This window comes from Edwardsiella tarda ATCC 15947 = NBRC 105688, assembly GCF_003113495.2.
Classification (GTDB): domain Bacteria; phylum Pseudomonadota; class Gammaproteobacteria; order Enterobacterales; family Enterobacteriaceae; genus Edwardsiella; species Edwardsiella tarda.
In genome coordinates this window covers 312,837-326,846 of sequence record NZ_CP084506.1, presented here as the reverse complement: position 1 = coordinate 326,846, position 14,010 = coordinate 312,837, and the positions used below count along the sequence as shown (strand labels likewise).

General features: G+C 56.1%; 15 protein-coding genes, 1 tRNA gene and 1 rRNA gene. 7 read left to right on the top strand and 10 right to left on the bottom strand.

From position 1 onward, the window contains the following. Positions 1-155: 155 nt before the first annotated feature. Together DCL27_RS01640 and DCL27_RS01635 are read right to left on the bottom strand one after the other, a co-directional pair. Positions 156-231: transfer RNA gene (locus tag DCL27_RS01640), tRNA-Glu, on the bottom strand. Positions 232-314: 83 nt separating this feature from the next. Then, a 16S ribosomal RNA gene (locus DCL27_RS01635) occupies positions 315-1,857 on the bottom strand. A gap of 505 nt (positions 1,858-2,362) precedes the next feature. On the opposite strand from DCL27_RS01635, the gene DCL27_RS01630 reads away from it, so the two are divergent. Beyond that, complete coding sequence (locus DCL27_RS01630) at positions 2,363-2,920, top strand: gamma carbonic anhydrase family protein (protein WP_035600124.1); 558 nt, start codon at positions 2,363-2,365, stop codon at positions 2,918-2,920. Here the strand turns inward: DCL27_RS01630 and DCL27_RS01625 are convergent. From DCL27_RS01625 to dprA, 6 genes are read right to left on the bottom strand one after another with little or no spacing between them, the layout of a single operon-like run. After that, entirely contained in the window at positions 2,893-3,162 is a 270-nt protein-coding gene (locus DCL27_RS01625; RefSeq protein WP_035600123.1) for a DUF1488 family protein, read from the bottom strand. The two genes, DCL27_RS01630 and DCL27_RS01625, sit on opposite strands and share 28 nt — an antisense overlap. Then, positions 3,159-3,974: a shikimate dehydrogenase gene (gene aroE / locus DCL27_RS01620; protein ID WP_035600121.1), complete on the bottom strand. Its 816-nt coding sequence runs from the start codon at positions 3,972-3,974 to the stop codon at positions 3,159-3,161. The genes DCL27_RS01625 and aroE overlap by 4 nt, the downstream gene beginning before the upstream one ends. A 3-nt stretch (positions 3,975-3,977) precedes the next feature. Further along, positions 3,978-4,550 (bottom strand): L-threonylcarbamoyladenylate synthase type 1 TsaC, encoded by a 573-nt coding sequence (gene tsaC / locus DCL27_RS01615; RefSeq protein WP_098142817.1) that lies wholly within the window; start codon positions 4,548-4,550, stop codon positions 3,978-3,980. Between the two features lie 4 nt (positions 4,551-4,554). Further along, positions 4,555-5,115, bottom strand: coding sequence for a DNA topoisomerase family protein (locus tag DCL27_RS01610; RefSeq protein WP_005290327.1), 561 nt, complete (start codon positions 5,113-5,115; stop codon positions 4,555-4,557). A 37-nt stretch (positions 5,116-5,152) separates the two neighbouring features. Further along, positions 5,153-5,623: a DUF494 family protein gene (locus DCL27_RS01605; RefSeq protein ID WP_005290329.1), complete on the bottom strand. Its 471-nt coding sequence runs from the start codon at positions 5,621-5,623 to the stop codon at positions 5,153-5,155. Then, the gene (gene dprA / locus DCL27_RS01600) at positions 5,595-6,707 is read right to left on the bottom strand and encodes a DNA-processing protein DprA (RefSeq protein WP_035600119.1); all 1,113 of its coding nucleotides are present in this window, start codon (positions 6,705-6,707) and stop codon (positions 5,595-5,597) included. Before dprA ends, DCL27_RS01605 begins: the two co-directional genes overlap by 29 nt. A 123-nt stretch (positions 6,708-6,830) precedes the next feature. Here dprA and def point away from each other — a divergent pair, with 123 nt between their 5' ends. The 6 genes from def (at position 6,831) to mscL (ending at position 13,111) form a co-directional block, all read left to right on the top strand. Beyond that, a complete protein-coding gene (def, locus tag DCL27_RS01595; RefSeq protein ID WP_005290333.1) occupies positions 6,831-7,346 on the top strand; it encodes a peptide deformylase in 516 nt (171 codons plus the stop codon). Positions 7,347-7,364: 18 nt separating this feature from the next. Continuing rightward, a complete protein-coding gene (gene fmt / locus DCL27_RS01590) occupies positions 7,365-8,312 on the top strand; it encodes a methionyl-tRNA formyltransferase (protein ID WP_005290336.1) in 948 nt (315 codons plus the stop codon). A 141-nt stretch (positions 8,313-8,453) separates the two neighbouring features. Beyond that, positions 8,454-9,746, top strand: coding sequence for a 16S rRNA (cytosine(967)-C(5))-methyltransferase RsmB (rsmB, locus tag DCL27_RS01585; protein WP_035600118.1), 1,293 nt, complete (start codon positions 8,454-8,456; stop codon positions 9,744-9,746). A 52-nt stretch (positions 9,747-9,798) separates the two neighbouring features. After that, positions 9,799-11,175 (top strand): Trk system potassium transporter TrkA, encoded by a 1,377-nt coding sequence (gene trkA / locus DCL27_RS01580; RefSeq protein WP_005290339.1) that lies wholly within the window; start codon positions 9,799-9,801, stop codon positions 11,173-11,175. Positions 11,176-11,183: 8 nt separating this feature from the next. Next, entirely contained in the window at positions 11,184-12,629 is a 1,446-nt protein-coding gene (locus DCL27_RS01575) for a TrkH family potassium uptake protein (RefSeq protein ID WP_005290343.1), read from the top strand. Between the two features lie 65 nt (positions 12,630-12,694). Next, positions 12,695-13,111, top strand: coding sequence for a large-conductance mechanosensitive channel protein MscL (mscL, locus tag DCL27_RS01570; protein ID WP_005290344.1), 417 nt, complete (start codon positions 12,695-12,697; stop codon positions 13,109-13,111). Positions 13,112-13,156: 45 nt separating this feature from the next. Here the strand turns inward: mscL and zntR are convergent, their stop codons facing one another. Together zntR and DCL27_RS01560 are read right to left on the bottom strand one after the other, a co-directional pair. Beyond that, positions 13,157-13,621 carry a Zn(2+)-responsive transcriptional regulator gene (zntR, locus tag DCL27_RS01565; RefSeq protein ID WP_005290347.1) on the bottom strand — a complete coding sequence of 155 codons (465 nt, stop codon included), beginning with the start codon at positions 13,619-13,621 and terminating at the stop codon, positions 13,157-13,159. Between the two features lie 2 nt (positions 13,622-13,623). Continuing rightward, positions 13,624-13,998 (bottom strand): DnaJ family domain-containing protein, encoded by a 375-nt coding sequence (locus DCL27_RS01560; protein ID WP_035600115.1) that lies wholly within the window; start codon positions 13,996-13,998, stop codon positions 13,624-13,626. Positions 13,999-14,010 lie beyond the last annotated feature (12 nt).

The window sequence follows — 14,010 nt, the reverse complement described above, 5'->3', positions numbered from 1 at the left end:
CATTTGAGAGACTCTCGAATCACTTGTTAAAAGCAATTCGATTGTTTTCGAATTTTCAGCTTGTTCCAGATTGTTAAAGAGCAAAATATTGCAAACATGACTCGTAAGTCCGTTTTGCAATATTGTTGGCACCGTCTTTCACCCGATACCGCAAATGGCGTCCCCTAGGGGATTCGAACCCCTGTTACCGCCGTGAAAGGGCGGTGTCCTAGGCCTCTAGACGAAGGGGACACTGGGTCGACTTCGCAGACGCTTTGCTCGAACATCTATCAGACAATCTGTGTGAGCACTACACAATACTTCGTATTTTCAGGTAAGGAGGTGATCCAACCGCAGGTTCCCCTACGGTTACCTTGTTACGACTTCACCCCAGTCATGAATCACAAAGTGGTAAGCGCCCTCCCGAAGGTTAAGCTACCTACTTCTTTTGCAACCCACTCCCATGGTGTGACGGGCGGTGTGTACAAGGCCCGGGAACGTATTCACCGTGGCATTCTGATCCACGATTACTAGCGATTCCGACTTCATGGAGTCGAGTTGCAGACTCCAATCCGGACTACGACGTACTTTATGAGGTCCGCTTGCTCTCGCGAGGTCGCTTCTCTTTGTATACGCCATTGTAGCACGTGTGTAGCCCTACTCGTAAGGGCCATGATGACTTGACGTCATCCCCACCTTCCTCCAGTTTATCACTGGCAGTCTCCTTTGAGTTCCCGGCCGAACCGCTGGCAACAAAGGATAAGGGTTGCGCTCGTTGCGGGACTTAACCCAACATTTCACAACACGAGCTGACGACAGCCATGCAGCACCTGTCTCAGCGTTCCCGAAGGCACTCCCGTATCTCTACAGGATTCGCTGGATGTCAAGAGTAGGTAAGGTTCTTCGCGTTGCATCGAATTAAACCACATGCTCCACCGCTTGTGCGGGCCCCCGTCAATTCATTTGAGTTTTAACCTTGCGGCCGTACTCCCCAGGCGGTCGATTTAACGCGTTAGCTTCGGAAGCCACGCCTCAAGGGCACAACCTCCAAATCGACATCGTTTACAGCGTGGACTACCAGGGTATCTAATCCTGTTTGCTCCCCACGCTTTCGCACCTGAGCGTCAGTCTTCGTCCAGGAGGCCGCCTTCGCCACCGGTATTCCTCCAGATCTCTACGCATTTCACCGCTACACCTGGAATTCTACCTCCCTCTACGAGACTCTAGCTTGCCAGTCTTGGATGCAGTTCCCAGGTTAAGCCCGGGGATTTCACATCCAACTTAACAAACCGCCTGCGTGCGCTTTACGCCCAGTAATTCCGATTAACGCTTGCACCCTCCGTATTACCGCGGCTGCTGGCACGGAGTTAGCCGGTGCTTCTTCTGTAGGTAACGTCAATTGTACGTGCTATTAACACGCACACCTTCCTCCCTACTGAAAGTACTTTACAACCCGAAGGCCTTCTTCATACACGCGGCATGGCTGCATCAGGCTTGCGCCCATTGTGCAATATTCCCCACTGCTGCCTCCCGTAGGAGTCTGGGACCGTGTCTCAGTTCCAGTGTGGCTGGTCATCCTCTCAGACCAGCTAGGGATCGTCGCCTAGGTGAGCCATTACCTCACCTACTAGCTAATCCCATCTGGGTTCATCTGATGGCATGAGGCCCGAAGGTCCCCCACTTTGGTCTTGCGACGTTATGCGGTATTAGCTACCGTTTCCAGTAGTTATCCCCCTCCATCAGGCAGATCCCCAGACATTACTCACCCGTCCGCCGCTCGTCGGCGAGGAAGCAAGCTTCCTCCCGCTACCGCTCGACTTGCATGTGTTAAGCCTGCCGCCAGCGTTCAATCTGAGCCATGATCAAACTCTTCAATTAAAAGCTTGATGCTCAAAGAAATTAAACTGTTTATTCGTAATGAATTAACTGCTGTCACTCTTCAAGACTTTAAATATTTTGGCATTCCGAAGAATGCTTAATACGAATCTTGCGAGTGCCCACACAGATTGTCTGATAATTTGTTAAAGAGCAATGACTTAGGAGCTTTGCTTCACTAAGTCGAGGCAGCGTATGTTACGCTTTCCTCGGTGAGTGTCAACGATTAATTTCTCGTTTTTCACTTCACTCTCCCCGGCTCATCTTGTGATGTTGTTCACAAGTGCCGTGTCGATGGAGGCGCATTATAGGGCCCAATTCGCAGCGTGCAACCGCTATTTTACGGCAAAAGTATCGTTTGACGCATTACACAGCAATTGAACTGCTTATACCTGATTACACACAGAGTTATCCACACGACATGACGTTTGACGATTGAATTTCCCCAAGCGTACGCTACGATCAACCACTCTCAGCCCCTCTTTATATCGATATATAGGCACCCATCATGTCTTTCTCTATCCGTCCTTATCTTTCTTTTACTCCGCAATTAGGTGAACGCGTCTTTGTCGATGCTAACAGCAGCGTGATCGGTCAAGTCGAACTGGGTGACGATGTCAGCATCTGGCCACAAGTCGTCATCCGCGGCGACGTCAACCGCATCGTCGTGGGCGCGCGTAGTAATATTCAGGATGGTACGGTGATCCATGTCGGCCACTGCACGGAGAGCAACCCGCTCGGCCACCCAACACTAATCGGCCACGAGGTGACGGTAGGGCATAAAGCTATGTTACACGGTTGCACCATCGGCAACCGGGTCTTGGTTGGAATGGGGGCGATTGTGCTGGACGGGGCCCAGATTGAGGATGAGGTGATTCTGGGTGCCGGTAGCCTGGTGCCGCCGGGCAAATGCTTAACGAGCGGTTATCTGTACTTTGGCAATCCGGTACGCCAAGTACGCCCCCTCACGTCGGAGGAACGGGTGAGACTGCGCGAGTCTGCCGTCAATTATGTCAAATGGAAGGAAGATTACCTTACTCAAGCGGCGATCCATACCCAGCCCTGAGCATCATAGTCTTCTCGAGCGATCGCCTGTTCGGCCGCCTCCTCCAGTTGCCAACGTAAGGCGTTAAACAACACCAAGGGCGCCGACTGTGTGTCCAGGCCCGCCTGATTGGCCAGGCGTCGTAAGTCCACCAGCCGAATGGCGCAGGTGACTTGAAAACCACCGACCATCGCCGGGAAGGTCACTGCGGCTAACGATGCCTGCCACCGCTCAAGATCAGGAAAAAGGATTGCCTGATTCATGCCTCTCCCTCCTGGCGCAGTTGTGCCAAGACCGGCTCCATCTCCGGCAGGACACCATGCCACAATTGAAAGGCGTGTGCGGCCTGCGCTACCAACATACCAAAGCCATCCGCCACCTGACATGCGCCCTGCTGACGCGCCCAAGCCAGGAACGGCGTTAGTGATGACTGATAAAACATATCGTAACAAGCACACTCAGCCCGAATCACAGAAGCCGGTATAGGAGGGACCTCGCCCTGTAGACCGGAAGCGGTGGCATTGATGATTAAATCAAACTCTCGCTCCACCAGCATGGAATAAGGCAGGGCTTCGATCACCCCTTGTGTCTGAAATGCTGCGGCCAGCGCCTGTGCCCGCGCTGGCGTCCGGTTAGCTAACACTATTCGACATTGCTGTTGTAGCAGCGGTAAGATCACGCCACGCGCCGCGCCGCCAGCGCCCAGCAATAATATGCGCCGCCCCGGTGCCAACATCGCTAGGCGCGTCAGATCGCTCACTAATCCGACGCCATCGGTGTTATCCCCTAACAGGATGCCATTCTGCCAGCTTAGCGTATTCACCGCCCCAGCCTGGCGCGCCCGATCCGTCAGTTGATCCGCCATGTGCCATGCCGGCTCTTTAAAGGGGGTCGTGACATTGGCGCCTCGCCCCCCTTGCCGGAAAAACGCCTGCACGAAGGCGGGAAAATCCTCCAGTGGCGCTAACATCGCCTCATAGTGTAATGCGATCCCCGTCTGCTGCGCGAAGAGATGATGGATACGCGGGGACTTACTGTGCCCGATCGGGTGACCAAAAACGGCGAATCTCTGCATGACTTAGCCCTGACGGAACAGTTCACCGCTGAGTGCATCGCGGATCTCGGATGGATTTTGCCGCCCGCCAACCGCAGCATCGAGTACCGGGAAGCGGGCGCCAAACTGCTCGCGTACCTCGGACGCGCTACGGCAGGGGGCAAGCCCGCTCAGGTTCGCACTGGTGGAGACCAGGGGCTTACCGTAAGCACGGCACAATTGCTGTACCATCGGATGCGCGCTCACGCGTACGGCGAGCGTACTAAAACGACCGGTCAGCCAACGCGGAGTATCGTCACGCGCTGGCATTACCCAAGTTACCGGGCCTGGCCACCGGGCAAATACCGCCGTACGCCGCTCCCCTTGTAATGCCTCATCACAGACATAGGGCAATAGCTGCTGATAATCAGCGGCGATCAGGATCAACCCCTTATCCCAGGGACGCTGTTTAAGATCCAATAGAGCCTGTACCGCAGACTCGCTGTCCGGATCGCATCCCAGACCAAATACCGCCTCGGTGGGATAGGCAATCACACGCTGCTGACGTAAGGCCGCCAACACATAGGCCAAGGAGTCATTCTGTGGTTTATCTATCATTGTCTTATGATTCTACCGATTCGTCGCCGCGCGCATCGACTGCCTTGCCACAGCACTTACTGGCGCAATAGCGCCGTACTCCACCCGCACCTTTCTTCTCGACTAAGAGTGGGTAATGGCAATGCGGGCAAGTGCCGGCGATGGGTTTTAAATTCAGGCTAAACTGGCACTCGGGATAACGCTCACAGGCATAGAATGTCTTGCCATAGCGCGAACGGCGCTGGAGCAATTTTCCCTTCGCACATTGCGGGCAGTCGAGTCGCGTCTCATCCGGCTTATCGATCGCCTCTGTATGTTCACACTGCGGATAATTGTGGCAGCCGATAAACATACCGTAGCGCCCCTGGCGTAGTACCAGCACATCGCCACACTGCGGACATGGCTGCCCCTCCAGAACCTTCACAATATGTCCATCGGCAGATTTCAGCGCGCGGATATATTGGCACTCTGGATAGCGGGAACAGCCCAAAAAAGGGCCATGCCTACCATTGCGGATCACCAGATCGGCTCCACACTCCGGGCATGGCTCATTTTTCTTGGCAGCAAATAATGTGCCTTGCGTCATAACGTTATTTCTTTCAATAAACTAACTGGCCATCCACTCAATGCAGGTGACCTTCATGAACCTCAAACAGGAGTTCTTCCATTTGCCGATAGGTATTCTCATGCCCTGGGGCGTTAAAGAGCACCATTAACACGACCCATTTCAGATCATCCAACTCAAACTGATCGATCTCCAACGCCATCACCCGATCGATCACCATCTCACGGATCTCTGGCGTCAACAGTTGGATCTGCTCCAAAAACAACAGGAATCCACGGCACTCACTATCTAGACAGGCCATTTCTTCCGCGGTGTAAATCCGCAACGCATGCGGATCCGCCACCGGCAGACTTACATTCCCCTCTTCCTGCATCATTGCCAGCTTTTCTAGCCAGTTCAGTGCTCGGAAGATATCCCCACGTTCAAAACCCGCGCTGGTCAAATCATCGGTCAGCTTATCCTGATCGATGTGCATCCCGGCCGTCGTGTGGATATAGGTCTCAAATAGGTACATGAGTACGTCGAACATGGCCAGCCCTCTTCACTCGGACATAGCCGCCGGACACTGCCTTAATCCATCCTGCTAACTCCAGCTCGAGCAGGGCAACTGCTGCGTCTGGCACAGATCGGCCGATGCGTTCGGCGACAGCGTCAATAGTTGTCACCTCGTCCCCTACGTTAGCCAACACCTCGGCAAATGGCAATTGAGCATCGCCCTCACAGTGAGAAATATTGTCTGCGGCAGGTGGAGGCAACCAATGTAGCGACCCATTGAGTTGTTCGAGGAGATCTGCCGGGCTGGCACACAGGTAGGCGCCCTGTTGGATCAGCCAGTGACAACCGGCACTCTGCGGATTCCCCAGATCACCGGGAATAGCGAAAACTTCACGCCCCTGCTCCAACGCCAGACGCGCCGTGATCAGCGATCCGCTGCGCAACGTCGCTTCGACGACTAAGACACCTAGGCTTAAGCCACTGATGATACGATTACGACGCGGAAAGTGGCTGGGCCGAGCGCCACACCCTGGAAAGAATTCAGAAATCACCGTACCCCCCGCCGCCAGGATTGTCTGTGCTAATCCCCGATGCGCCATCGGCGTGATGATATCGGGCCCACTCCCCAACACGGCGACGGTCTTTCCCTCGGCCGATAGCGCCCCACGGTGAGCCATGGCATCGATACCAAATGCCAAACCGCTGACGATCGTCAGCCCACTGGCGGCCAACATCCGGGCGAAGAACTGTGCCTGTTCCTGACCATAGGCGCTCGGTGTCCGACTGCCAACGATAGCCAGCGCTGGCGCAGATAAATGGACGCCATTACCACGCACAAAGAGTACTGGCGGCGCATCGTCGAGCTGACGCAAGGCGCTGGGGTAGGCGCTATCCTCTAACGTCAGCATCTCCCCCTCCCCTGAGGCCAACCACGCCAAGGCATCCGCGATCCCATGAGCCGACCAAAATTGCCGCTGTTGCATCGGCAGTAAGCCGCTACGCAGCAAGCGTGCGCCTAGATCCATCCCCTGAGATAAGACGTGCGCTAACGGAACGAGATGCCCCGCCTTGATCCCCCTCACCTGGGCTAGACGCAGCCAAATCTCATTGCTCTCCATCCACCCCCCGGCACGCTGCGGCCTATGTGTTCAATCGGTGAACAATACTGTCAATCGGGGGGAGAACTGTCTAGAATAGGAGTGAAAATCATTCCCTAACCCAGAGGAAGTTTAAAGAGATTTATGGCGGTATTGCAGGTATTACATTTTCCCGATGAGCGGCTTCGCACCATTGCTAAGCCGGTAAATGAAGTGACGCCCGAAATCCAGCGTATTGTCGACGATATGTTCGAGACCATGTACGCCGAGGAGGGCATTGGCCTGGCTGCCACTCAGGTAGATATTCACCAACGTATTATCGTCATCGATATCTCGGAGAACCGCGATCAGCGCCTAGTGCTGATTAACCCCGAACTGCTGCAAAAGGGTGGCGAAACCGGTATCGAAGAGGGGTGCCTTTCTGTTCCCGAACAGCGAGCGCTAGTGCCGCGTGCCGAGACGATCACCGTGCGTGCGCTGGATCGTGATGGCAAGCCTTTTGAGTTGGAGACCGACGGTCTGTTGGCTATCTGCATCCAGCATGAGATGGATCATCTGATGGGTAAGCTGTTTATCGACTACCTGTCGCCGCTGAAGCGCCAACGCATCCGTCAAAAGCTGGAGAAGCTGTACAAACAGCAGGCTCGCTCCGCTAACTAATTCAAGGCAGGTATTCCCGTGTCTCAATCGCTTCGTATCATTTTTGCCGGTACGCCCGATTTCGCCGCTCGCCATCTCGCGGCATTGCTCGGCTCTGAACACCAGATCGTCGGGGTATTTACCCAACCCGATCGCCCGGCGGGGCGCGGTAACAAGCTGACACCCAGCCCGGTAAAGGCACTCGCAGAGCAACATGCACTGCCTGTCTTCCAGCCAGCATCATTACGGCCCGCCGAAAACCAACAGCTGGTCGCCGACTTACAGGCTGATGTGATGGTCGTCGTGGCCTACGGCCTGATCCTCCCTCAGGCGGTACTGGATATGCCGCGTCTGGGTTGTATCAACGTACATGGCTCCCTGCTCCCGCGCTGGCGCGGGGCGGCGCCGATCCAACGCGCCCTCTGGGCGGGTGATGCGGAGACGGGCGTTACCATTATGCAGATGGACGCCGGCCTGGATACTGGTGCGATGTTGCTGAAACTGGCCTGTCCAATCACTCAAGAAGATACCAGCGCTACCCTGTACGATAAGTTGGCCGAGCTGGGTCCCCAAGGGTTGCTAACGACGCTGGCTCAACTCGCCGATGGCCGTGCCCAGGCACAGCAACAGGACGATGCACTCGCCTGCTACGCCGAGAAGCTGAGCAAGGAGGAGGCACGCCTAGATTGGCAACTCCCTGCCGAGCAGTTAGCGCGTTGTGTCCGAGCCTTCAACCCTTGGCCTGTCAGCTTCTTCATGCTGGAAGGACAACCGGTGAAGGTCTGGGGGGCAAACGTCCTTCATCAAGAGAGCGACGCACAGCCAGGCACGATCGTCGGGGCCGATAAGCAAGGGATCGCCGTCGCGACGGCCCAGGGTATCCTGTTGTTAACTCAGCTGCAGCCTGCCGGTAAGAAAAGCATGGCCGCCCGTGATCTGCTCAACTCACGCAAAGAGAGTTTCCTCGCGGGAACCCTCCTCGACTAAGCATCCTTAGCCCGGTGAACGCCGGGCTACCTCGCTAAAGCGCCCTCCGACGCGGCGTGTCCAATGCGCCATTTCTGCCCCAATCCGTGATAAACTCCAGGCCATATTCGACTTAACTTGCAGCGACGGTCTCTTGCATCCATGAAAACTACGTCCTATAACCTGCGCGCTATCGCCGCCCGCACGCTGAGTGCTGTCCTCGATCAGGGACAATCTCTGAGTAGTGTCCTGCCCAGCGCCGCCCAATCGCTCAGCGAAAAAGATCGCGCCCTGTTACAGGAGCTATGCTTCGGCACCTTACGCGTATTGCCGCAGCTGGAATGGATCCTACAACAGTTGATGGCCAAGGTACTGACCGGCAAACAACGTCCGCTTCATTACCTGCTGATGGTTGGCCTGTATCAACTCGTGTATACCCGTATCCCACCCCATGCCGCCCTGGCCGAAACGGTCGATGGGGCAACCGCCCTCAAACGGCCGCAGCTCAAGGGGCTGATCAATGGCGTGCTGCGCCAGTTCCAACGCCAACAAGAGGCTCTACTGCTTCAGTCTCAACAACATGCTAGCCACTGGTTACACCCCTCATGGTTGCTCAAGCGTCTGCAACACGCCTACCCGGAGCAATGGCCTGCGATTGTCGAGGCCAATAACCAGCGTCCACCGATGTGGTTGCGTGTTAATCGCCGCCATCATACCCGCGACGCCTACCTCACTCTGTTACAGCAGGCTGGCATTGAAGCGGTGGCACATGACCACTTCCCCGATGCCATCCGTCTACTGGCGGCACAGCCGGTAACACGCCTACCGGGATTCGAACACGGATGGGTCACGGTGCAGGACGCCAGCGCACAACATTGCGTCGATCTACTCGATCCGCACGATGGCGAACAGATCCTCGATCTCTGCTGTGCCCCAGGCGGTAAGACGACCCATATTCTCGAAGCCGCGCCCAAGGCGCAGCTACTGGCCGTCGATGCCGATGAGCAACGACTCAAACGTGTGCGGGAGAATCTTCAACGCTTGCAACAACAGGCCGAAGTCCGCTGCGGCGATGGCCGAACCCCCGACGCCTGGGCCAATGGACGTCAGTTCGATCGCATTCTACTGGATGCCCCCTGTTCTGCGACGGGGGTCATTCGCCGTCATCCCGACATCAAGTGGCTACGGCGCGATAGCGATATTGCCGAATTAGCCGCCTTACAACGCGAGATCCTCGAAGCCGTCTGGCCTCTGCTGAAACCGGGCGGTGTCATGGTGTATGCCACCTGTTCTGTCCTGCCACAGGAAAATCGGGAGCAGATCCTCGCCTTTCTGGCGCACCACGACGACGCGCGCCTCGCGGAAACCGGTGACGCCCAGCAACCCGGCCTACAGTATTTACCCCAGTCCGAGGGCGGGGACGGCTTCTTTTACGCTAAGCTGATAAAAGCATAATCCGTCGGTCGCCCACCCGCTGGGCGACTCGCGCTAAGCAGAGAAAAGCATCATGAAAATTATCATATTAGGTGCCGGCCAGGTGGGGGGAACTCTGGCGGAAAACCTGGTGGGTGAGAACAACGATATCACCATCGTCGATACCAACAGCGATCGCCTGCGCCAGCTACAGGATAAATTCGATCTGCGCGTGGTACAGGGGTACGGCTCGCATCCTCGCGTGTTGCGTGAGGCTGGCGCCGATGATGCCGACATGCTGGTCGCCGTGACCAGCTCGGATGAAACCAACATGATCGCCTGTCAGATCGCTTATTCCCTGTTTAGCACCCCCAACCGTATCGCGCGTATTCGTTCAACCGAATATATCCGTGAACATGAGCGCCTGTTCAATCCCGAGGCGGTTCCCATCGATCACCTGATCGCGCCCGAGCAACTGGTCACCGACTATGTCTATCGTCTGATCGAGTACCCGGGGGCACTGCAGGTGGTTAACTTCGCCGAAGGTAAGGTCGGCCTAGTGGCGGTGAAGGCCTATTATGGCGGGCCGCTGGTCGGTAATGCTCTAACCTCGCTGAAAGAGCACATGCCGCACATCGATACCCGTGTAGCGGCGATCTTCCGCCAAGATCGCCCCATCCGGCCACAAGGATCGACGGTGATCGAGGCTGGCGATGAGGTCTTCTTCGTCGCCGCCTCGCACAACATCCGTGCCGTAATGAGTGAGTTACAGCGCCTAGAGAAACCCTATAAACGTATCATGATCGTCGGTGGCGGTAACGTCGGCGCCGGTCTGGCACAGCGATTGGAGAAGGATTACAGCGTCAAGCTGATCGAACACAATGCTCAGCGCGCCGCCGAACTGGCCGAGAAGTTGCACGACACCATCGTCTTCTATGGTGACGCCTCCGACCAGGAACTACTGACTGAGGAGCATATCGATCAAGTCGATGTCTTCATCGCCCTGACCAATGATGACGAAGCCAACATCATGTCCGCCATGCTGGCCAAACGCCTCGGCGCCAAGAAGGTGATGGTACTGATCCAGCGCAGCGCCTACGTCGATCTAGTACAAGGCAGCGTGATCGATATCGCCATCTCTCCACAGCAGGCAACCATCTCTGCCCTGCTCGGCCATGTCCGCAAGGCCGATATCGTCAGCGTCTCCTCACTGCGCCGTGGTGTGGCAGAGGCCATCGAGGCCATAGCTCATGGTGACGAAACAACCTCCAAGGTGGTGGGGCGACGCGTCGAGGAGATCAAGCTGCCGCCCGGTACTACTATCGGTGCCATCGTACGCGGGGATGACGTGTTGATCGCCAACCGTGAGTCCAAGATCGAACAGGGGGATCACGTGATCATGTTCCTGACGGATAAGAAGTTCATCTCCGACGTGGAACGCCTGTTTCAGCCCAGTCCTTTCTTTTTGTAACTACGGCTATGCTCAACTATCGTTCCGTTCTCTATATCCTGGGGATGATGCTGTCGAAGGTGGCACTACTGATGTATGTGCCGCTACTCTATGCACTGCTCACCGGTACTGGTGGCGTCTACGAGTTCCTTCAGGCGGTGATCATTACGCACCTGATCGCGCTGTTTCTCATCGCCCAAGGACGCGGGCAGAAGTTCTATCTGCGCATCCGTGATATGTTCCTGACCACCACCCTGGCATGGCTGACAGCCTGTTGTTTCGGCGCATTGCCCTTCGTGTTCATCAAGCACATCACCTTTACCGATGCCTTCTTCGAGACCATGTCCGGGTTAACCACGACCGGCTCCTCCGTACTCTCGAATCTCAATCAGATGGAGCCGAGCGTACTGTTGTGGCGCTCGTTACTCCAGTGGATGGGGGGGGTTGGCTTTATTGTCATGGCGGTCGCTATTCTCCCCTTCCTCGACGTTGGGGGGATGCGCCTCTTCCACACCGAATCCTCCGACTGGTCGGAGAAATCCTCACCCCGCATGAAGGATGTCGCCAAAGGCATCATGGCGGTGTACGCCGTGCTTACCTTCCTGTGTTATCTCGGCTATCGTTACGCCGGGATGAGCAACTTCGACGCGGTCAATCACGCCTTTGCCACTATCTCCACCGGCGGTTTCTCGACCAATGATAAGTCGATGGCCGCCTACTCCGTGTTGGCGCAATGGAACGCGATTATTTTTATGTTCCTCGGTTCGCTGCCGTTCCTCTTGTTTATCCAAGCACTACGCCAGCGCAGTCTAAAGGCATTACTTCGCGATCAACAGCTAGTCGGCTTCAGTCGCTTCGTGCTGATCGTCGGACTGATCCTTACCCTATGGTTATGGCACAAACACGTCTTCGACTTCGAAGACAGTTTACGTATCGCCTTCTTCAACCTGATTAACATCCTATCGACGACTGGCTATTCGCTAGGTAACTTCGATCAGTGGACCCCCTTCACCACCGTGCTGTTCGCCTCGGTGATGCTACTGGGCGGCTGCTCCGGCTCTACCGCCGGTGGGATCAAGATGTTCCGGGTACAGATTGGCTTTGAAAGCCTGCACATCGAGGTGCGCAAGCTGATCCATCCCAATGCCGTATTCCCACGCCGTTACAATAACCGGCCAATTACCAACGAAGTCAGCCGCTCGGTCATCGCCTTTATGATGGCATTCATCGCCATTACCATGCTGATCGCCGCCGTGCTGGGTCTCTGCGGTGTCGATGCGTTATCGGCGATCACCGGCGCCATGACCGCGATGGCCAACGTCGGCCCGGGGATGGGGCCACTCATCGGGCCAAGCGGCAACTTCGCCCCGCTGCCCGATGTCGCCAAATGGGCCTTGGCGCTCGGTATGCTGCTTGGCCGCCTCGAGGTTATGACCATGCTGGTGCTATTCTTCCCTAGCTTCTGGAAGCGCTGATCCGCCGCCTAGCAAAGTGGCGGCGAGTGATTACACTTAGAGTAGGATTTGTTGTGGGGGTAGCTATGAGCTTACTAAAAGAGTTCCGCGAGTTCGCCATGCGCGGCAATGTGGTCGACATGGCCGTGGGTGTCATCATCGGCGCCGCATTTGGCAAGATCGTCTCTTCTCTGGTCGGCGATGTGATCATGCCAGTTCTGGGGCTATTGATCGGTGGGGTCGATTTCAAACAGTTTCACTGGGTGCTGCGTGAAGCCGCCAATGGAGCCCCCGCCGTGGTCGTCAACTATGGCCAGTTCATTCAGACCATCTTCGACTTTGTCATCGTCGCCTTCGCCATCTTTATGGCGATTAAGCTGATGAACAAGCTACGTCGCCAGAAGGCCGAGGCGCCTGCCGCACCACCGGCACCCAGCGCCGAAACGGTACTCTTGAGTGAGATCCGTGATCTGCTAAAGGCACAGCAAGATAAACAGCCCTAACCCGCCATCCGGCGATGAGGCCGCATCGCCATACCGCCGATGCGGCTAACCCAGCGAAGAAGAGGAGGTGAAGTGGCCGCGCAGATCGACTCGTGGCAACAACGCCTCCGCCCCACTCTCCAAGGCCTCCAGAATCGAACAATACGCGCTACTGTGTGCGGTGCCGCAGCAAGCGTCGCTAAGACGCCGCAACGAATCACGCATATGTTCCAATTCTCGCAGTTTCTCCTCAACCTCACGCAACCGGCGCTCCACGATGGCCTTTGACTCTTGGCAAGTGTGGTGTGCCGGATCGACGCGAATAGAGAGTAACTCGCGAATCGCCTCCAGCGGCAAACCTAGGTGCTTAGCATAGCGAATAAAGCGTAGACGCTGCAGATCGGCGTCACTATACAAGCGATAACCGCCCTCGGTACGCACCTCATGCGCCATCATCTGCTGCTTCTCATAATAGCGAATGGTATCCGGTGTCACACCAGCCAGTTTTGCCAATTGCCCTATGCGATACATCGCTACTCCTCGCTTTTACACAGTCGGTCGCGTAGTAATACACCATAACTACCGCGCAGGAAGGCCGTATCCATTCCCGCCTGACGCAGACGTAGCTCCAGTAATGCCAGACGTTTACTCAACGCACTGTAGTCGGGGTGATCCGTTTGAATGCCGCGCAACATCTCGGCCAGGGAGAGCGCCTCGCGCCGCTGTTCCAATTCCGGAGGTAAACAACCGGCATTTTTCAACAGGCGATACCCTGCCCGCAACTCAGCGGGGATATGACTATCATCATCCAGACACAAGGGGCGTCCTTCACCGGGTAGGGCAGAAAGCTCACCGCGTGCCTGAGCCTCAGCAATATGACGCTCGGCCCACTCATCGATAATCGACATAATGATCTCGCT